The organism is Knoellia sp. 3-2P3 (assembly GCF_029223115.1).
Lineage (GTDB): Bacteria > Actinomycetota > Actinomycetes > Actinomycetales > Dermatophilaceae > Pedococcus_A.
This window is the reverse complement of record NZ_JARGZE010000001.1, coordinates 447,750-466,519: the sequence shown is the minus strand read 5'-3', so window position 1 is coordinate 466,519 and position 18,770 is coordinate 447,750. Positions and strand designations below refer to the sequence as shown.

At 71.5% G+C, this 18,770-nt stretch carries 14 protein-coding genes; 10 read left to right on the top strand and 4 right to left on the bottom strand.

Features of this window, described 5'->3' with window-relative positions; genetic code table 11:
• Positions 1-68: 68 nt before the first annotated feature.
• Positions 69-3,356, top strand: coding sequence for a S8 family serine peptidase (locus P0Y31_RS02255; protein ID WP_275866442.1), 3,288 nt, complete (start codon positions 69-71; stop codon positions 3,354-3,356).
• An 88-nt stretch (positions 3,357-3,444) separates the two neighbouring features.
• Here the strand turns inward: P0Y31_RS02255 and P0Y31_RS02250 are convergent, their stop codons facing one another.
• Positions 3,445-3,837 carry a hypothetical protein gene (locus P0Y31_RS02250; protein WP_275866441.1) on the bottom strand — a complete coding sequence of 131 codons (393 nt, stop codon included), beginning with the start codon at positions 3,835-3,837 and terminating at the stop codon, positions 3,445-3,447.
• Between the two features lie 61 nt (positions 3,838-3,898).
• On the opposite strand from P0Y31_RS02250, the gene mgrA reads away from it, so the two are divergent.
• The 6 genes from mgrA to P0Y31_RS02220 all read left to right on the top strand — a co-directional run bounded on the left by mgrA (position 3,899) and on the right by P0Y31_RS02220 (position 11,546).
• On the top strand, positions 3,899-4,945 hold the full coding sequence (gene mgrA, locus P0Y31_RS02245; RefSeq protein WP_275866440.1) for an L-glyceraldehyde 3-phosphate reductase: 1,047 nt from the start codon (positions 3,899-3,901) through the stop codon (positions 4,943-4,945).
• A gap of 325 nt (positions 4,946-5,270) precedes the next feature.
• The gene (gene pdhA / locus P0Y31_RS02240; protein WP_275867070.1) at positions 5,271-6,365 is read left to right on the top strand and encodes a pyruvate dehydrogenase (acetyl-transferring) E1 component subunit alpha; all 1,095 of its coding nucleotides are present in this window, start codon (positions 5,271-5,273) and stop codon (positions 6,363-6,365) included.
• Entirely contained in the window at positions 6,365-7,339 is a 975-nt protein-coding gene (locus P0Y31_RS02235) for an alpha-ketoacid dehydrogenase subunit beta (RefSeq protein WP_275866439.1), read from the top strand. The genes pdhA and P0Y31_RS02235 overlap by 1 nt, the downstream gene beginning before the upstream one ends.
• Before the next feature lie 17 nt (positions 7,340-7,356).
• On the top strand, positions 7,357-8,901 hold the full coding sequence (locus P0Y31_RS02230) for a dihydrolipoamide acetyltransferase family protein (RefSeq protein ID WP_275866438.1): 1,545 nt from the start codon (positions 7,357-7,359) through the stop codon (positions 8,899-8,901).
• 120 nt (positions 8,902-9,021) lie between these two features.
• A complete protein-coding gene (gene argE, locus P0Y31_RS02225) occupies positions 9,022-10,248 on the top strand; it encodes an acetylornithine deacetylase (protein ID WP_275866437.1) in 1,227 nt (408 codons plus the stop codon).
• On the top strand, positions 10,245-11,546 hold the full coding sequence (locus tag P0Y31_RS02220) for an MFS transporter (RefSeq protein WP_275866436.1): 1,302 nt from the start codon (positions 10,245-10,247) through the stop codon (positions 11,544-11,546). Before argE ends, P0Y31_RS02220 begins: the two co-directional genes overlap by 4 nt.
• A 125-nt stretch (positions 11,547-11,671) precedes the next feature.
• Here P0Y31_RS02220 and P0Y31_RS02215 read toward each other — a convergent pair whose 3' ends face one another.
• From P0Y31_RS02215 to P0Y31_RS02205, 3 genes are all read right to left on the bottom strand, one after another.
• Positions 11,672-13,354 (bottom strand): MDR family MFS transporter, encoded by a 1,683-nt coding sequence (locus tag P0Y31_RS02215; protein WP_275866435.1) that lies wholly within the window; start codon positions 13,352-13,354, stop codon positions 11,672-11,674.
• A complete protein-coding gene (locus P0Y31_RS02210; RefSeq protein ID WP_275866434.1) occupies positions 13,354-13,854 on the bottom strand; it encodes a MarR family transcriptional regulator in 501 nt (166 codons plus the stop codon). Before P0Y31_RS02210 ends, P0Y31_RS02215 begins: the two co-directional genes overlap by 1 nt.
• 105 nt (positions 13,855-13,959) lie before the next feature.
• Complete coding sequence (locus P0Y31_RS02205) at positions 13,960-14,814, bottom strand: maleylpyruvate isomerase family mycothiol-dependent enzyme (protein WP_275866433.1); 855 nt, start codon at positions 14,812-14,814, stop codon at positions 13,960-13,962.
• A gap of 27 nt (positions 14,815-14,841) precedes the next feature.
• Here P0Y31_RS02205 and P0Y31_RS02200 point away from each other — a divergent pair, with 27 nt between their 5' ends.
• The 3 genes from P0Y31_RS02200 to P0Y31_RS02190 all read left to right on the top strand — a co-directional run bounded on the left by P0Y31_RS02200 (position 14,842) and on the right by P0Y31_RS02190 (position 18,759).
• Positions 14,842-16,863 carry a cytochrome c oxidase assembly protein gene (locus P0Y31_RS02200; RefSeq protein ID WP_275866432.1) on the top strand — a complete coding sequence of 674 codons (2,022 nt, stop codon included), beginning with the start codon at positions 14,842-14,844 and terminating at the stop codon, positions 16,861-16,863.
• Entirely contained in the window at positions 16,860-17,660 is an 801-nt protein-coding gene (locus P0Y31_RS02195) for a carbon-nitrogen family hydrolase (RefSeq protein ID WP_275866431.1), read from the top strand. The genes P0Y31_RS02200 and P0Y31_RS02195 overlap by 4 nt, the downstream gene beginning before the upstream one ends.
• A gap of 91 nt (positions 17,661-17,751) precedes the next feature.
• A complete protein-coding gene (locus P0Y31_RS02190; protein WP_275866430.1) occupies positions 17,752-18,759 on the top strand; it encodes a GTP pyrophosphokinase in 1,008 nt (335 codons plus the stop codon).
• Positions 18,760-18,770: the final 11 nt, after the last annotated feature.

Genomic DNA, 18,770 nt, shown 5'->3' with positions numbered 1-18,770 from the left:
GCCTGTGTGCCCGGCAACCCCGGGCCCACGGCCGGGCGCAGGGCCCGGCATGGAGGAGAGGACACCACGTGACCGTTCGACGCACCCCGCGACGCGGCCTCACGACGGTTGCCGGGATCGCAGCGGCCGGCCTGGTCGCAGCAGCCACCGCCCAGACGGCGGCGGCTGAACCCGGAGGACAGTCAGGCATCGACAGGGCGCCCCAGGCGCAGTCGGAAAAGGGCAAGCTCAAGAAACCGCAGCCCAAGGACAAGCTGGGCCAGCACGACCGCGAGCTCCTGGCCCGCGCCATCGACGACGGGGCCAAGCGGGTCACCGTGATCCTCGCGACGGAGAAGGGCTCCACGGCCTCTGTCGTGAAGGGCATCGAGGCCGCCGGCGGATGGATCTCACTGTCCAGCGACCGGCTCGGCTACGTCAGCGCCAGTGTGCCGACCGGCAAGGTCGACAGCCTCGCCAAGTCCGCCGCCATCCTCGCCGTCGACCTCAACGAGTCGATCCCGCTGCCGAAGCCCGAGGCTGACAGCGCCGGCACCGCGTCGACCGCAGCCGTCGCCGGCCCGGGAGCGGGTACGGCCGACGACAACCCCTTCATGCCGACCCGGGACACCGGCTCGGTGGCGTTCAAGGACGCCCACAGCGCCTGGGACGGCCGCGGCGTCACCATCGGCATCATCGACTCGGGTGTCGACCTCGACCACCCGGCCCTGCAGAAGACCACCACCGGCGAGCGCAAGATCGTCGACTGGGTCACCGGCACCCACCCGCTGCTCGAGGGTGACGGCTCCTGGCGGGCGATGCTCACGTCCGTGAGTGGCCCGACGTTCACCTACGCGGGCGCGACCTGGACGGCCCCCGAGGGGTCCTACAAGGTCAACCGCGTCTCCGAGAGCATCTCGACGAACAGCGACGCCGCCGGGGACTTCAACCGCGACGGCGACAAGACCGACGTCTGGGGGGTGCTCTACGACGAGACGACCCACGACATCTGGGTCGACGCCAACCAGGACCGCACCTTCTCCGACGACGAGAAGATGGCGCCCTACAAGGAGAAGTTCGACGTCGGGCACTTCGGCACCGACAACCCGGACACCGCCATCGCGGAATCCATGCCGTTCGTCGTCGAGTACCGCGAGGACGTCGACCTCAAGCCTGCCGGCATCAACGGCACGGCCGACTTCGTCAACATCGGTCTGGTGGAGTCCGCGCACGGCACGCACGTCGCGGGAATCGCGGCCGGCCACAGCCTGTTCGGCGGCGAGATGGACGGCCAGGCGCCCGGCGCGAAGATCGTCTCCACCCGGGCCTGCTCGTGGGGCGGCGGCTGCACGGCCGTGGCCCTCACCGACGGCATGGTCGACCTCGTCGTCAACCGCGGCGTCGACGTGGTCAACATGTCGATCGGCGGCCTGCCCGCCCTGAACGACGGCAACAACGCCCGGGCCCGCCTCTACGACCGCCTCATCAACGACGAGGGCGTCCAGCTCGTCATCTCGGCGGGCAACAGCGGCCCCGGCATCAACACGATCGGCGACCCGTCGGTCGCCACCGACGTCGTGAGCGTGGCCTCCTCCATCACCAAGGAGACCTGGCTGTCGAACTACGGCTCGGAGGTCACCACGCCGCTGACGCTGCACAACTACTCCTCGCGCGGCCCGCGCGAGGACGGCGGCTTCAAGCCCAACGTGATGGCGCCCGGGTCGGCGATCTCCTCGATCCCCACCTGGCAGCCGGGTGGTCCGGTCCCCGAGGCCGGCTACTCGCTCCCGCCGGGCTACGCCATGTTCAACGGCACCTCGATGGCCTCGCCCCAGACCGCGGGCGGCGTGGCCCTCCTGCTGTCGGCGGCCAAGGCCAGCGGCCTGGACGTCACCCCCCGCCAGCTGCGCGACTCGCTGTACACCTCGGCGGACTTCGTCGACGGGGTCGAGGCGATCGGCCAGGGGGCTGGCCAGGTCGACGTCCCCGGCGCCTGGGAGCTCCTCAAGGCCTCCCCGACGTCACAGGACTACAGCGTGGCGGCCCCGGTCTGCACGGCCATCTCGGACTTCCTGGCCACTCCTGACCAGGGCACGGGTGTCTACAACCGCTGTGACGCGGCGAACGGCGGCCAGGTCGCCGGTGAGTCCAGGACCTACGTCGTGAAGGTGACCAGGACGTCGGGCGCGGGTGGCCGGGTGGCCCACAACCTGCGCCTCGTCGGCAACGACGGCACCTTCTCGCTGCCCGCCACGAGCCGGCCGATGCCGCGCGGTGGCACGGTGGACGTCCCGGTCAAGGCCCTCACCAGCACGCCGGGTGCCCACTCCGCGATCCTGGAGATCGACGACCCGGCCACGGCTGTCGTCGACCACCGGGTGCTGTTGACGGTGGTGCTGGCCAAGGACCTTCTCGCCCCGTCGTTCGCCCAGACCCAGTCGGGCACGGTCGAGCGCAACCTCACGAAGAAGATGTTCGTGTCGGTTCCCCAGGGCGCCAAGGCGCTCCAGGTGAACCTCAGCGGGGTCGGCGCGGGCAGCCAGGTCCGGTGGATCGCCTACAACCCCTACGGCGTCCCGGTGGAGTCGACCTCGTCGCTGGCCTGCTTCACCAACTTCAGCGCTCCGTCCTGCAACAGCACCTCACGCGCCTACGCCAACCCGCTGCCGGGCATCTGGGAGCTCCAGGTCGAGGCGCGCCGGACGTCGCCGCAGCTGGTCAACTCCTTCGCCCTCCAGGCAGCGGCCCAGGGCGTGACGGTGGACCCGGCGAGCCAGACGGTGGCCTCGGCGACCGCCGGCCAGCCGGCCCCCGTGTCGTGGACGGTGACCAACGACTTCGGCGCCGTGAGCGTGACGCCGAAGGGCGGCTCGCTGGGCAGCGCGGTGTCCGAGCGCAGGACGATCGCCAACCACGAGGTGCGGGACTTCACCGTCACCGTTCCCGCGGGTGCCGAGCGCCTGACGGCGACGATCGGCTCGCCCTCCGACCCGGGTGCCGACCTCGACCTGTTCGTCCTGAACGCGGCAGGCACGCGGGTCGGGCAGTCGGCCGACGGTGACTCCGAGGAGTCGGTGACCCTGGTCAACCCGGCAGCAGGCACCTACACCATCCGGGTGGACGGGTACTCCGTCCCGGCAGGCACCACGGAGTACTCCTACCTCGACGTGTTCTTCTCCTCGGCCCTCGGCTCGCTCACGGTCCCCGCGACCTCGGTCGCGCTGGCGCCGGGCGCCTCCACGCCCGTCAGTGGGGAGATCACGGCGAACACGGCTCCGGCAGCCGGGCGGCAGCTCTTCGGTGAGATGCGGGTCGTCTCGTCCGAGAACGCCGTGCTCGGCACCGGCTCGGTGGTGGTCGGCTCGGTCACCCCGTAGCAGCAACACGTACGGCAGGTCGCCGGACACGGTCCGGCCGACCGGCGAGGGACCCCGCGGGCACGACGCCCGCGGGGTCCTTCGTCCGTCAGCGCCCGAGCACCGACTCCACCCGGAAGGGAGTCCCCTGCTGGCAGGTGGTCATGACCTCCGGGGCGGGGGTGCCCCGGAGGGTGACGGTCTGGCCGGCCTCGAGCCCCGCCGTGTTGCCGACCAGGACCCAGGAGCCGTCCGTGGTGGCGCTCTCCGGGGTGAAGACCAGGCAGCCGGCCTCGACGCCCTCGGTGATGGTGCCCCGCACGTCGATGGCCTTGTCGGGACCGGGCGAGGTCGGGGTGAGGTCCTCCACGGGGGTCGAGGTCGGGCTCTCGGCGGGGGACGGGCTGCCAGGTCGGGCGGCGGGACCCTCCGCGCTGCCGCAGGCGGTGAGCCCGGTCAGCACGACCAGGACCCCGACGGCGAGCAGTCGGTGGGTGGTCACCGACCCATCCTCACCGCTCCCGCCCTCGCCCGCCAGCGCCCCCAGCCCTAGGGTGGCGACCATGGTCGACACCTGGCTCCCGGCATACCAGCCCAACCCCGACCGCTACGGCCCGATGCCCTACCGCAAGGTGGGCCAGAGCGGCCTGCGGCTCCCCGCGATCTCCCTCGGGCTGTGGCACAACTTCGGCGACGACAAGCCCTTCGACGTCCAGCGCGCCATCCTGCGCCGCGCCTTCGACATCGGCATCACCCACTTCGACCTCGCCAACAACTACGGCCCGCCCTACGGCAGCGCCGAGACCAACTTCGGCCGGCACTTCCGGGACGATTTCAGGCGCTACCGCGACGAGCTGGTCATCAGCTCCAAGGCGGGCTGGGACATGTGGCCGGGCCCCTACGGCGACGGCGGCTCCCGCAAGTACCTCATCGCCAGCCTCGACCAGACCCTGCAGCGCACCGGGCTCGACTACGTCGACATCTTCTACAGCCACCGCCCCGACCCCGACACCCCGCTCGAGGAGACGATGGGCGCGCTGGCGAGCATCGTCCACCAGGGCAAGGCGCTGTATGCCGGCATCTCCAGCTACGGCCCCGAGCTCACCGTCCGCGCGGCGGACCTGCTGGCCGACATGGGTGTGCCGCTGCTGATCCACCAGCCGAGCTACTCGATGCTGAACCGCTGGGTCGAGGGCGGCCTGCTCGACACCCTCGGCGAGCGGGGCATCGGCTGCATCGCGTTCAGCCCGCTCGCGCAGGGCATGCTGACCAACAAGTACCTCGGCGGCATCCCCGAGGGGTCGCGCGCCGCCCAGGGCAAGTCGCTCTCGCCCGACCTGCTGACCGACGAGTCGCTCACCCACGTGCGCCGCCTCAACGACATCGCCCAGGAGCGCGGCCAGTCGCTGGCGCAGATGGCGCTGGCCTGGGCCCTGCGCGACGAGCGGGTCACCTCGGTGCTCATCGGCGCCTCCAGCGTGGAGCAGCTCGAGGACAGCGCCTCGGCGGTCTCGAACCTGCGGTTCTCCGACGCCGAGCTGCAGCAGATCGACCAGCACGCCGTCGACGCCGGTATCGACCTCTGGCGCACCCAGTCCGACCTCAGCTGAGGGGCGGTCGCTGGCCCCCATCCCGGATTCTGAGATTTTCCGGGCGGCCGGTACATTCGGCGGTGCAAGGCCTTTGTGAGCGCCACCACACCTCGGTGGCCTGAACCACCCTTGCCGCAGTGACCAGCAGCGGTGACCCCGCGGGGCCGCCGCGGCCCGAGCCGAGGGGCGCCGGACACCCCGGTGACCCGAGGGAACAGGAGTGCCTGTGAGCGACAACGCCGTCGCCAGCCCGAGCGAGACCGCCGACCCGAGTGCGACCGAGCACGAGGCGCTGGCCGAGCTGACCGCGCCGGTCCCCGAGGTGGGAGACGGCGGGCCCGAGATGGTGCAGCTGCTGACCCCCGAGGGCCAGCGCGTCGAGAGCACCGAGTACGACCACGACGTCGCGGACCTGACCGACGAGGACCTGCGCGGTTTCTACCGCGACCTGGTCCTGATCCGCCGGGTCGACGCCGAGGCCACCGCGCTCCAGCGCCAGGGTGAGCTGGGCATCTGGGCCAGCCTGCTCGGCCAGGAGGCCGCCCAGGTCGGCTCCGGCCGCGCGCTGCGCCCGCAGGACTATGCCTTCCCGACCTACCGTGAGCACGGCGTCGCCTGGTGCCGCGGGGTCAACCCGCTCAACCTGCTCGGCCTCTTCCGCGGGGTCAACCACGGCGGCTGGGACCCCAACGAGAAGAACTTCCACCTCTACACGATCGTCATCGGCGCCCAGACGCTGCACGCCACCGGCTACGCGATGGGCATCCAGCGCGACGGGGACGTGGGCACGGGTGACGAGGCCCGCGACGCCGCCGTGATCGCCTACTTCGGCGACGGCGCCTCGGCCCAGGGTGACGTCAACGAGGCGTTCGTCTACGCCGCGGTCAACAACGCCCCGGTCGTGTTCTTCTGCCAGAACAACCAGTGGGCCATCTCCGAGCCCAACGAGCGCCAGACCCGCATCCCGCTCTACCAGCGCGCCCGCGGCTTCGGCTTCCCCGGCGTCCGGGTCGACGGCAACGACGTGCTCGCGGTGTATGCCGTGACCCAGCAGGCGCTCAACGCCGCCCGCAGCGGCAACGGCCCCACGTTCATCGAGGCCTACACCTACCGGATGGGCGCCCACACCACCTCGGACGACCCGACCAAGTACCGCGTCTCCGCCGAGGTCGAGGTGTGGAAGCACCGCGACCCGATCGAGCGCCTGAAGTCCTACCTCGTGCACGAGAAGAAGGCCGACCAGGACTTCTTCGACGCGATCGACCGCGAGGCCGACGAGCTGGCCGCCACGGTCCGCGAGGGCTGCCTGACCATGCCCGACCCGACCCCCGAGTCGATGTTCGAGCACGTCTACGTCGAGCCGCACCCTCTCGTGGAGCAGGAGCGCCGCGAGTTCGTCGACTACCACGCCGGCTTCGCGGCGGAGGGGGGCCACTGATGAGCACCATGACGATCGCCAAGGGCATCAACAACGGCCTGCGCGTGGCCATGGAGAAGGACTCGCGCGTCGTCCTCATGGGCGAGGACATCGGCAAGCTCGGCGGTGTCTTCCGCGTCACCGACGGCCTGCAGAAGGACTTCGGCGAGGACCGCGTCATCGACACCCCGCTCGCCGAGGCCGGCATCGTCGGCACCGCGATCGGCATGGCGCTGCGCGGCTACCGCCCCGTCGTCGAGATCCAGTTCGACGGGTTCATCTACCCGGCGTTCGACCACATCGTCAGCCAGGTCGCCAAGATGCGGGCCCGCTCGCTCGGCAAGGTCAAGCTGCCGATGGTCATCCGCATCCCCGTCGGCGGCGGCATCGGCGCGGTCGAGCACCACTCCGAGTCCAACGAGGCCTACTTCGCCCACACCGCGGGCCTGAAGGTCGTCTGCTGCTCCAACGCCGAGGACGCCTACTGGATGATCCAGCAGGCCATCGAGACCGACGACCCGGTGCTCTTCTACGAGCCCAAGCGCCGTTACTGGGACAAGGGCGAGGTCGACGAGACCGCCGCTCCCCGCGAGCTGTTCAAGGCCCAGGTGTGCCGCGAGGGCACCGACGCGACGCTGGTCGCCTACGGCCCCATGGTCAAGACCTGCCTGCAGGCCGCCGAGGCGGCCGAGGCCGAGGGCAAGAGCCTCGAGGTCATCGACCTGCGCTCGCTGAGCCCGCTCGACATGGACGTGCTCACCACGTCGGTCAAGAAGACCGGTCGCATGGTGGTCGTGCACGAGGCGTCGACGTTCCTCGGCCTCGGCGCCGAGGTCGCCGCGTCGATCACGCAGCAGTGCTTCTACCACCTCGAGGCCCCGGTGCTCCGGGTCGGCGGCTACAACCTGCCCTACCCGCCGAGCAAGCTCGAGGAGGAGTTCCTCCCCGACCTCGACCGGGTGCTCGACGCCGTCGACCGCTCGCTGGCCTACTGAGAGGGACGCGAAGACCCATGGCAGTCAAGGAGTTCAACCTCCCCGACCCGGGTGAGGGCCTGACCGAGGCCGAGATCGTCACCTGGAAGGTCAAGGCCGGCGACACCGTCAAGGTCAACGACATCGTCGTCGAGATCGAGACCGCCAAGTCCCTCGTCGAGCTGCCGGTGCCCTTCGCCGGCACCGTGACGTCGCTCCTCGTCGAGGAGGGTCAGACGGTCGAGGTCGGCACGCCGATCATCGCCGTCGACACCGCCGGCGGCGCGGGTGCGGGCGCGCCGACCACGGTGCAGGAGGCCCCGGCCGCTGGTGCGGTCGAGCCCGGCATCGAGGGCAGCCCGGCCCCGAAGATGGCTGCTGCCGCGGCTGCGGCAGAGGCCGAGGAGGAGATCGAGGAGGGCAAGATCGGCGGCACCACGTCGACCGGTCGCACCGCCGTCCTCGTCGGCTACGGCGTGAAGCAGACCGAGGCCAAGCGTCGCCCCCGCAAGCAGGGTGGCGCCCCGGCGGGTGGCGTCGCTGCCCGCTCGCAGTCGCCGTTCCCCGCCGAGCAGACGGTCGCCCCGGCCGCCCCGTCCCAGCCGGCAGCCCCGGCCGCCCGTGAGGGTGACGCCCGCGCGCTGGCCAAGCCGCCGGTCCGCAAGTACGCCAAGGACCTCGGTATCGACCTCGCCAGCGTCCGCGGCTCGGGCGAGGGCGGCATCATCACCCGCGCCGACGTCGAGGCCCACGCGGCCGGTGGTGCGGCCGGCGCCCAGGCAGTGCAGGCGCCCGCAGCGGCCGGCGCCCCGGCAGCGGCCGGTGAGGCCGCGGCATACACGGCACCGGTCTTCGCCCGCTCGGGCGAGCGTGAGCAACGCCTCCCGATCAAGGGCGTGCGCAAGATGATGGCCCAGGCCATGGTCGACTCCGCGTTCACGGCGCCGCACGTCACCGAGTGGATCACCGTCGACGCCACGGCGACGATGGAGCTCGTCGAGCGGCTGAAGAAGGACCGCGAGTTCAAGGACGTCAAGGTCACGCCGCTGCTGGTGCTGGCCAAGGCGATGTGCGTGGCGATCCGGCGCAACCCCGAGATCAACGCGACCTGGGACGAGGCCGCCGGCGAGATCGTGGTGAAGAACTACGTGAACCTCGGCATCGCCGCGGCCACCCGGCGCGGGCTGATCGTGCCCAACGTCAAGGACGCCGACCAGATGTCGATGCGCCAGCTCGCCGAGGCCATCGGTGCGCTGACCTCGACCGCGCGCGAGGGTCGCACGCAGCCGGCGGACATGTCGGGCGGGACGATCACGATCACCAACGTCGGCGTCTTCGGTGTCGACCTGGGCACGCCGATCATCAACCCGGGCGAGTCGGCGATCATGGCGTTCGGCGCCATCCGCCGCGAGCCGTGGGTGGTCACCGCAGCCGACGGCACCGAGTCGATCGAGCCCCGCTGGGTGACCCGCCTGGCGCTGAGCTTCGACCACCGGCTCATCGACGGCGAGCTCGGCAGCAAGTTCCTCGCCGACGTCGCGAAGGTCATGGAGGACCCGGCCCGCGGCCTCGTCTGGGGCTGATTTCTCGCTGGTTCGAGGTATACGCGCCGGTCATCACCGGCGCGTATACCTCGAACCGTTTCAGGGGTCGGTGTGTGAGACCGGGTTGCGGTACCTCCCGGTAGCGCAGAACGTGGGGGAATGTCTGAATCGCCCCGTTCGTCCCTCGAGTGGACCACCCACCTGGTCGGCCTGGACACCACGAGCCGCGACTCGAACCTCGGCCTCATCGAGGTGGTCGAGGCCGAGCTGAAGCGGCTCGGCATCGGCTCGACCCGCCTGCCGAACGCTGACGGCAGCAAGGCCAACCTGGTCGCCACCATCCCCGCCCGCGACGGGAGCACCTCCGGCGGCATCGTGCTGTCGGGTCACACCGACGTGGTGCCGGTCGACGGGCAGGACTGGAGCTCAAAGCCGTTCGCGCCCGAGGTGCGTGACGGCCGGCTCTACGGCCGCGGGACGGCCGACATGAAGAGCTTCATCGGCGTGGTGCTGGCGATGCTGCCGCAGCTCGCCGAGGCGGAGCTGGGCGAGCCGGTGCACCTCGCGCTCAGCTACGACGAGGAGGTCGGCTGCATCGGCGCGGTCGACATCGCCGAGCACTTCCGGGCCCGAGCCGAGACCGAGGGTGGCGCGCTGCCCCGGGCCTGCATCGTCGGTGAGCCGACCAGCATGCGGGTGATCGCGGCCCACAAGTCGATCAACCTCGTCGACCTCGTCTTCCACGGCAAGGCCGCGCACTCCTCGCTGACACCCCAGGGCGTCAACGCCGTCGAGTACGCCGCCCGCGCGATCTCCTTCATCCGGGGCATCGCCGACCAGCGCCGGGCGGAGGGCCCCTTCGACGAGGCCTTCGTCGTGCCGCACACCACCGCCAGCGTCAACGTCGTCCAGGGCGGGATCGCCGGCAACACGGTGGCCGACCGGTGCCACGTGCAGTTCGAGTTCCGCACCGTCGGCGCCGACGACCCGGCCGAGATCCTGTCCAGGATCGAGCGCCACGTCCGCGAGCTCGAGGAGGAGATGCAGGCCGAGGATCCCGCCGCCCGCGTCGACCTGACGCCGGTCGCCCTGGTGCCCGGGCTCGACACCCCCGCCGACTCACCCGCCGTCGCGCTGGCCGCCGAGCTGGGCGGCGTGCCTTCGACCGACAAGGTCACCTACGGCACCGAGGCCGGACTGTTCCACGCCGTCGGCATCCCCACCGTCGTCTGCGGCCCGGGCGACATCGCGCAGGCCCACTCGCCCGACGAGTACGTCGAGATCGCGCAGGTCGAGGCCTGCGAGCAGTTCCTGACCACCCTGCTGAAGCACCTCACCACGCAGCACCTCACCAACCAGCACCTCACCAACCAGGAGAACCGATGAGCGCCCCGGACACCACCCGCACCCAGGCGGCACCAGCCGCCACCACCGACGAGCAACGCCGGGCCGCGACGAAGGCGGTGGTGGCCGCCTCGATCGGCAACGCGCTCGAGTGGTTCGACATCATCGTCTACGCGTCCTTCGCGGTGGTCATCAGCAAGCTCTTCTTCCCCGAGACCACGGGCGTGACCGCGCTGCTCTACACCTTCGGCGCCTTCGGGGTGTCCTACCTCGTGCGGCCGCTCGGTGCGATGGTGCTCGGCTCCTACGGCGACCGGGCCGGTCGAAAGGCGGCCCTCACCATGACCATCGGCATCATGATGGTCGGCACCGCGATCATGGCCTTCGCCCCGACCGCGGCGACCATCGGCAGCGCGGCCGGTCTGCTCATCCTGCTCTCGCGGCTGCTCCAAGGGTTCTCCGCCGGCGGCGAGTTCGGCACCGCCACGGCGTTCCTCATCGAGCACGCGCCCGACCGCAAGGCGTTCTACGCCTCGTGGCAGGTCGCGACCCAGGGCGCCTCGATGTTCCTCGCGTCGCTGTTCGGCTACGGCCTCAACACCTGGCTGACCACCGAGCAGCTGGAGTCGTGGGGCTGGCGGGTGCCGTTCATCTTCGGCATGCTCATCGGCCCGGTGGGGCTCTACATCCGCTCGCGCATGAGCGAGACCCCCGAGTTCGCCGAGACCGAGACGGTGAAGTCGCCGCTGTGGTCGACCATCGGACACAACACCTCGCGGGTGCTCACCGGCGCCGCGTGTGTCGGGCTGGCGACCATCTCGGTCTACCTGATCCTCTACATGCCGACGTTCGCGGTGAAGAGCCTCGAGCTGCCGGCCTACGCGGGTTACCTCGGCGGCATCATCAGCGGCCTCGTCACCCTCTGCGGCGTCCCCTACGTGGGCGCGCTGGCCGACCGGGTCGGCCCCGTCGTCATCATGCGGGCGGCCAGCATCGCGGCCGTCGTGCTGGCCTGGCCGATGTTCGCCCTTCTCGTCGCCAACCCGACCGTCTGGGGCCTGACGGTGGTCGAGGTCGTCCTCGGCGTCATCATGGCGCTCTACTTCGGCCCGCTGCCTGCGCTGCTGTCGGAGCTGTTCCCGACCGCCATCCGCACCACCGGCCTGTCGGTCTCCTACAACCTCGGCGTCACCCTGTTCGGCGGCTTCGCCCCGCTCGTGCTGACGTGGCTCATCGACAAGACCGGGTCGCTCCTGTCGCCGAGCGTGTACTACATCGCGATCGCGTTGCTGTCGCTGGGCGGCCTGTTCGTGGCCCGTTCGCGCTTCGTCACGCGCTGACGGCTCACCGGTTCGACGGCGACACGCCGGGATTCCCCGGCGCGTTTACCTCGAACCGGGAGACACAGGAGGGGTATGCCGCGTGGTGACCACGCGGCATACCCCTCGTCCGTGTGCGGGTCGGGTCAGTGGCCGACCGCCGGTGGGGCTGCAGCGGCCGCCTCCGCGTCGGTCCTGCCGCGCTCGGAGTAGGCCGAGCCCGACCGCAGCTCGACGTGCGGCAGCAGGAGCAGCACGAGGAACCCGAACACCATGACCCCCGACCCGACGAGGAAGACGAGGTCCATGGAGTCGGAGAAGCCCTCGAGGAAGGGCTGGGCCAGCCGCTCGTCGAGGTCGTTGAGGAACGAGCTGTCCTTGAGCACCCCGCTGGCCGAGGCGGCCTCGCCGCTCTGCTGGGCCTGGGCGAACTGCTGGGCGAACTCGCCGTTGGCCGGGTCGCGCAGCGCCGCCTGGAACTGCGGCGTGGGCGCGGCCTCCTCGAGGGCGGTGCTGATGTTGCCCGGCACGGTGGAGAAGAGGATCGACAGGAAGACGGCCGTGCCGATGGTGCCGCCGATCTGGCGGGTGAAGGTGGCCGTCGACGTGGCCACGCCGATCTGCTGGGGCTTGACGGCGTTCTGCACGGCGAGGGTCAGCGGCTGGAAGTTGAAGCCGAGGCCGATGCCGAAGAAGACCATCACGATCATCGTCTGCCACAGCGGGGTGTCGGCCCCGACGTAGTGGAAGACGAACAGTGCCACCGTGAGCAGCGCGGCACCGGTCACCGGGAAGTGGCGGTAGTGGCCGGTCCTGGAGATGGCCACACCGGAGCCGATCGAGCCCGCCATGATGCCGAGCGTCATCGGCAGCAGGAGCAGGCCCGCCTCGGTGGGACTCGCGCCCTTGACGATCTGCAGGTAGAGCGGCAGCGACGCGAGGCCGCCGAACATCGCGACGCCGATCAGCACCGAGGCCACCGACGAGACGCCCACGGTCCTGTTGCGGAAGAGGGCCAGCGGGAGGATGGCCTCCTCACCCATCGCCCGCTCGATGACGAAGAACGCGACGGCAGCCGCGAAGCCGATGCCGAAGCAGGTCAGCGAGGCCGGCGAGGTCCACCCCCACTCGCGGCCCTGCTCGAGCACGAGCAGCAGCGGCACGAGCGCGGCCGACAGCGTGGCGGCCCCCCACCAGTCGATGCGGTGGTCCAGCCGGGTGTGGCGCAGGTGCAGGGTCTTGGTGACCACCAGCAGCGCGACGAGGCCGATCGGCACGTTGACGAGGAAGACCCAGCGCCAGCCGTCGATGCCCATGATGGTCTCGGTGCCGGCGAAGAAGCCGCCGATGACCGGGCCGAGCACGCTGGAGGTGCCGAAGACGGCCAGGAAGTAGCCCTGGTACTTCGCCCGCTCCCGCGGCGGCACGATGTCGCCGATGATCGCCAGCGCCAGCGAGAACAGGCCGCCGGCGCCGAGGCCCTGCACCGCGCGGTAGGCCGCGAGCTGGGCCATGGAGTCGGCGAGGGTGCACAGCACCGACCCGATGACGAAGATCGTGATGGCGGTGATGAAGAACGGCTTGCGGCCGTAGATGTCGGAGAGCTTGCCGTAGAGCGGGGTGACGATGGTCGAGGTGATCAGGTAGGCGGTGGTCGCCCACGCCTGCTCGTCGAGGCCCTTGAGGTCGTCGGCGATGGTGCGGATCGCCGTGGCGACGATGGTCTGGTCGAGGGCGGCGAGGAACATCCCCGTCATCAGCCCGATGAGGATGGTCACGATCTGCTTGTGGGTGAGCGGCTCAACGGGCCGGTCGACGGCGGCAGCCATCAGCTCTCCTGGGAGGGGTCGGTGGTGGGGGCGGTGCCCTGGGCACGGGCGGACGCCCGGGTGCGGGAGGCCTCGAGGGCGTCACCGAAGCGGTCGAGGTATGCCGTGAACTCGGCGACCTCCTCGGAGGTCCAGTCCGCGAGGAGGGACTGGAACCAGCGGGAGCGCTCGGCCTTGATGGTCTCGAGGAGCGACTCGCCCTCGGGGGTGATCGTGATGACCTGCGCGCGGCCGTCGTCGGGGTCGGTCACCTTCCTGGCCACGCCGAGGCCGACGAGGCTGCTGGCCTGCCGGCTGACCGTGGAGACGTCGGAGTGCACGCAGTCGGCGAGCTCCGAGACCCGGCGCGGGCCGGAGGCGATGGTGAAGAGCAGCGGGTAGGCGCTCGCGTCCAGGCCCGGGTGGTGGCTGGGGGCGTTGTGGCGCATGGACTTGATGAGCTTGATGACCCGCACCATGGTCACGCTGAACGTGGAGGCGGCATCGATGGTGATCGCCACGGGGTCCTCCGTCGAGGGAAACGATTGCTTGCGGCATACAAGTATCACGCGATCCTTGCGCCGCGCAAACAGTGTTCCGGAAGGGGCGGGGCCGATGCCCCCGGCTCAGTGGGTGATGGCCAGGGCCTGGAGCACCCGCCGCGCGACGTCCTCGTCGCCCTGCACCGTGTAGTGGATGTCGGCGAGGGAGCCGCGACCCGCGGCCCGGCGGGTGATCGCGTCGGTCGAGAGCGTGATGCTGGTGACCTGCATGTCCTCGGGGTGCTCGTGCACGGTGCCGGTGAACAGGGCCGTCCCGAGCGGGGCGCCGTCGTCTGCGACCTCGACGCGCACGCCCGAGCGCCCCACCACCGGGCCGGTGACGTCGAAGATCACGACGTTGCCGGGCTCGATGCCGGCGTCCCGGGCCACCAGGCGCGGCAGCTCCTCGCACAGGGTGTCCATGAACACGGCCGCACCGGGGGCGTCGAGGTCGCCGGGGCGGCCGAGGGCCTGGCGGATGTCCTGCTCGTGCGTCCAGATGTCGAGGATCCGCTCGCGCAGCACGTCCGTCACCGGTGCCGGGCCTGCCGTCCCCTTGGTGACGGACTCCGGGGCCAGGTCGGGGTCGGCGAGCTGGGCCATGCGCGTGGCGAGCACTCCCTCGAGCTCGTCGACGACCTTCGCGCCGATCATCCGACGCCGCAGCTCGACCATGGACTCCCTCGTGCGGTCGGTCTCGGTGCGCAGGTGACGGTAGTCGGGCACGGGCACCCGCGGCAGGGGGGAGCCGCTCAGCCACTGCTCGACCCCGACGACGTGCGAGATCTGGTCCTTGACCGTCCAGCCGTCGTAGATGGTCGGCTTGTCGAAGTCGCGGTCGGAGCAGGACCGTCCGAGGTCGATGACCGCCTGGACCGTCTGGCTGTAGGCCTGGACGAGCCCGGGGAGGTCCTGGGGTGCTGCCGGGTGCAGGGGCATGGCCCCACCCTACTTAGGCTGGTGGTCATGTCCTCCCGCAGCAGCATGCCCGCACCGTCGAGGGTCCCCGCCGCGGTGCTGGCCGGCGCCGGGCTGGCGGCCGTGCTCGTCGCCGCCGTCATCGGGGGCGCCGCCGCTGCCCCGCCCATCGGCGACCCGGGCGCGTTCGTGCGCTGGGGAACGCTGCTGGTGAGGGTCGTGCACGACCTCGCCGCGGCGAGCACCGTGGGCCTGCTGCTGCTGGCAGCGTTCCTCGCCCCTGAGACCACGCAGACCAACCGGCGGGTCACCGCCACGCGGGCGGCCGCCGTGAGCGCAGCGGTGTGGGCCCTGGCGGGGCTGGTCGGGGTGCTCCTCACCTTCGCCACGCTGGCCGGCATCCCCCTCCTCGGCCAGGGCTACGCCACGCAGCTGACGACCTTCGTGCTCGACCTGGAGGTGACCCGGGTGGCGGTCATCAGTGCCACGGTGGCCGCCGCGGTGGCAGCCGGGGCGGCGGTGGCCACCTCGCGGGCCGCCATGGCCTGGCTCTCGCTGGCGGCCGTGCTCGGGCTGCTGCCGCTGGCCCTCGCCGGACACGCGGCCGGCGCCGCCAACCACGACGTCGCGGTCAACGCGCTCGCCCTGCACCTGGTCGGCGTCGCCGTCTGGGTGGGCGGTCTGGTGGCGCTCGCGGTCATGCGTCCCCAGCTCGGCTCCGACCTCGGCGTCACGGTCCAGCGCTACTCGACGCTGGCCCTGGGGGCGTTCGTCGCCGTGGCCCTCTCGGGTGTCCAGAGCGCCTGGCTGCGGCTGGGGGGCCTCGACGGACTGGCCTCCGCCTACGGGCTGCTGGTGGCCGTCAAGGTGGCCGCCCTGGCGGCCCTCGGGTATGCCGGGTGGCGCCAGCGCCGCGCGATGGCGCGCCGCCTGCGCGCCGAGGCCACCGATGGCGCGGCCTTCCTCCGGCTGGTCTTCGGTGAGCTCGTGGTCATGGGCGTCGCCGTGGGGGTGGCCGTCGCGCTGTCCCGCACGGCCCCGCCGGTGCCGGACACCCCGGTCGTCGACCCCAGTCCCGCCGAGGTCCTGACCGGCTACCCGGCGCCCGGTCCGTTGACCGCAACGGCCTGGTTCTCCACCTGGCGGGTCGACTGGCTCTGGCTGACCCTCGCGCTGGTCATGTCCGGGCTCTACGTGGCCGGCTGGCTGAGGCTGCGCCGCCGGGGGGACTCCTGGCCGGTCCACCGGGTCGTGCTGTGGCTGCTCGGCTGGGCCTTCTTCGTCTTCGCCACCTCCGGCGGCCCGGGCGTCTACGGGCGGGTGCTGTTCTCGGCCCACATGGTCATGCACATGGTCGTCGCGATGATCGTGCCGCTGCTGCTCGTGCCGGCAGCGCCGATCACGCTCGCCCTGCGCGCCCTGCCCTCGCGGCCCGACAAGACGTGGGGCCCGCGCGAGGTCATCCTGCAGCTGGTGCACTCGCGCTACCTCGGGCTGCTGGCCAACCCGGTCGTGGCGGCGGCGCTCTTCTTCTTCAGCCTGGCGATCTTCTACTACTCGCCGCTCTTCGAGCTCGCGCTGCGCACGCACACCGGGCACGTCGCGATGATGGTGCACTTCCTGCTCTCCGGTTACCTGTTCGTCTGGGTGCTCGTGGGCATCGACCCCGGGCCCCGGCGGTGGTCACCGCTGCTCCTCATCGTCATCCTCTTCGCCACCATGGCCTTCCACGCGTTCTTCGGCGTGGTCATGACGGGCGGTACCGAGCTGCTGGCCGCCGACTTCTTCCCACGGCTCGACCTGCCGTGGGGGCCCGACCCCCTCGCCGACCAGCAGCAGGCCGGCGCCATCGCCTGGGGGGTGGGCGAGGCCCCGACGCTGGTCCTGGCGCTCATGGTGGCCGCCGCCTGGGTGCGCACCGACCGGGCCGAGGCCAGGCGCCGCGACCGGCAGGCCGACCGCGACGGTGATGCCGAGCTGGCGGCCTACAACGCACAATTGGCCCAGCTGGCCGAGCGCCACCGCCGTTCCGCGGAGGGGGCGCGCGAGAAGACGAGGGAGAAGCCATGAGGGTCGCCGTCATCCAGGTCGCCTACGGCGACACCGAGCCGGTCGCGGAGCGCGTCGAGCGGGTGGCCGCCCTCGTCCGCGAGCAGCGCGGCCACGACCTCGTCGTGCTGCCGGAGCTCTGGGCGCCGGGTGGCTTCGCCTACCGCGAGTGGGACGAGCGGGCCGAGGCCGTCGACGGGCCCACCGCCCAGGCGATGGCGGCCGCCGCCCGCGACGCCGGGGTGATGCTCCACGCGGGGTCGATCGTCGAGCGGCCGGCCACAGGCGAGAAGGGCCCCGAGGGTCGTGGGCTGTGGAACACCTCGCTGGTCTTCTCGCCACACGGTGAGCTGGTGGCGACCTACCGCAAGATCCACCGGTTCGGGTTCGGCGCCGGGGAGCCCAGGCTCATGGACGCCGGCGAGGACATCGTGCTGGTCGACCTCCCCGGCGGCCAGGGCCGGGCGGGACTGTCCACCTGCTACGACCTGCGCTTCCCCGAGCTCTACCGGCGCCAGCTCGACGCCGGCGCCACCGCGTTCGTCATCCCCGCGGCCTGGCCGATGGCGCGGGTTCGGCACTGGACCCTGCTCGCGCACGCCCGCGCCATCGAGGACCAGTGCGTCGTCATTGCGTGCAACACCGCCGGCACCCACGCGGACACCGAGATGGGCGGCCACTCGCAGGTCATCCTGCCCACGGGCGAGGCGCTGGCCATGGCCGGCTCGGACGAGCAGGTGCTCAGCGTCGACGTCGACCTGTCGGTGGTCGCGGACTACCGCGCGTCGTTCCCCGTGCTGGCCGACCGCCGCCTCTGAGTCGCGGCGCCAGTCGCCCCCGTCCTCCGACGCGCGGCGCGTGGCCGCTAGGCCCACGGCTGCGGGCGGCTGGGCAATAGCCTGTCGTCCCGTGGGTGTCGAACAGGAGCGTGCCGAGGCCGTGCAGCGGTATGCCGCGATGCAGCCGGAGCTGCGGGTGGCCGCCGACCAGTTCGTCGCCCTGCTGACGGCCCTGCTCGACGACGCCGGCATCAACTACGTCAGCGTGACCGGCCGGGCCAAGAGCGTGGCGTCCTTCGCCGGCAAGGCCGAGCGCATGGTCGACGGTGAGCCGCTCTACAGCGACCCGCTCACCCAGATCACCGACCAGATCGGGGCCCGGGTCGTCACCTACCTGCACGAGGACGTCACGGCCGTCGCCGGTCTCCTCGCCGAGCAGTTCAGCGTGCTCGACGACCGCGACATGGGCCAGGAGACCGCCGAGCAGGGGCGCTTCGGCTACGCGAGCCGCCACCTGCTCGTGGCGGTGGACCCCGTCAAGGGGGTGCCCCCGGCATACGAGACCCTGCGCGGGCGCAGCGCGTCGGTGCAGGTGCGCACGATCCTCCAGCACGCCTGGGCCGAGTTCGAGCACGACGTGCGCTACAAGGGCACCATCCCCGAGGAGCACGTGCCCGACCTCGACCGCCGTTTCACGCTCGCCGCCGGGCTCCTCGAGCTCGCCGACCGCGAGTTCTCCGCCATCCGCGACCGGCTGCAGGCGACCATGGGCCACCAGCGGCTCGTGGCCGATGCCGACGACCCCCGCATCAGCGCCTCCGACCTCGCGACGTTCCTCTCCGGCGAGTTCCAGGACGCCGGCTGGTCGCGCACCGACCACTACGCGTGGATCTCCGGGCTGCTGCTCGAGCTCGGCATCACCTCGCTCGAGGAGCTCAAGGGGCTGCTGTCCTCGATCGACACCCCCGGCATCAACGCGCGGATGGCCTACCGCTACCCGGCCGGCGCCGTCCGCCGGCTCGACGACGCGCTGCTGGCGGTCTTCGGCAGCCGGTACCTCGCCCTGCACGGCAACGCCCATCGCGAGGCCGCCCTGCGCACCCGACTCGAGAAGCTGCGCGGCACGCCGTCGGGTTGAGGCCGCCACGC

What these genes read in the sequence shown, in the direction of transcription:
- mgrA (WP_275866440.1), top strand. Translation starts at nt 3,899, where the DNA reads ATGGTCGACACCTGGCTCCCGGCATACCAGCCCAACCCCGACCGCTAC.
- pdhA (WP_275867070.1), top strand. Translation starts at nt 5,271, where the DNA reads ATGGTGCAGCTGCTGACCCCCGAGGGCCAGCGCGTCGAGAGCACCGAG.
- P0Y31_RS02235 (WP_275866439.1), top strand. Translation starts at nt 6,365, where the DNA reads ATGAGCACCATGACGATCGCCAAGGGCATCAACAACGGCCTGCGCGTG.
- P0Y31_RS02230 (WP_275866438.1), top strand. Translation starts at nt 7,357, where the DNA reads ATGGCAGTCAAGGAGTTCAACCTCCCCGACCCGGGTGAGGGCCTGACC.
- argE (WP_275866437.1), top strand. Translation starts at nt 9,022, where the DNA reads ATGTCTGAATCGCCCCGTTCGTCCCTCGAGTGGACCACCCACCTGGTC.
- P0Y31_RS02220 (WP_275866436.1), top strand. Translation starts at nt 10,245, where the DNA reads ATGAGCGCCCCGGACACCACCCGCACCCAGGCGGCACCAGCCGCCACC.
- P0Y31_RS02215 (WP_275866435.1), bottom strand. Translation starts at nt 13,354, where the DNA reads ATGGCTGCCGCCGTCGACCGGCCCGTTGAGCCGCTCACCCACAAGCAG.
- P0Y31_RS02205 (WP_275866433.1), bottom strand. Translation starts at nt 14,814, where the DNA reads ATGCCCCTGCACCCGGCAGCACCCCAGGACCTCCCCGGGCTCGTCCAG.
- P0Y31_RS02200 (WP_275866432.1), top strand. Translation starts at nt 14,842, where the DNA reads ATGTCCTCCCGCAGCAGCATGCCCGCACCGTCGAGGGTCCCCGCCGCG.
- P0Y31_RS02195 (WP_275866431.1), top strand. Translation starts at nt 16,860, where the DNA reads ATGAGGGTCGCCGTCATCCAGGTCGCCTACGGCGACACCGAGCCGGTC.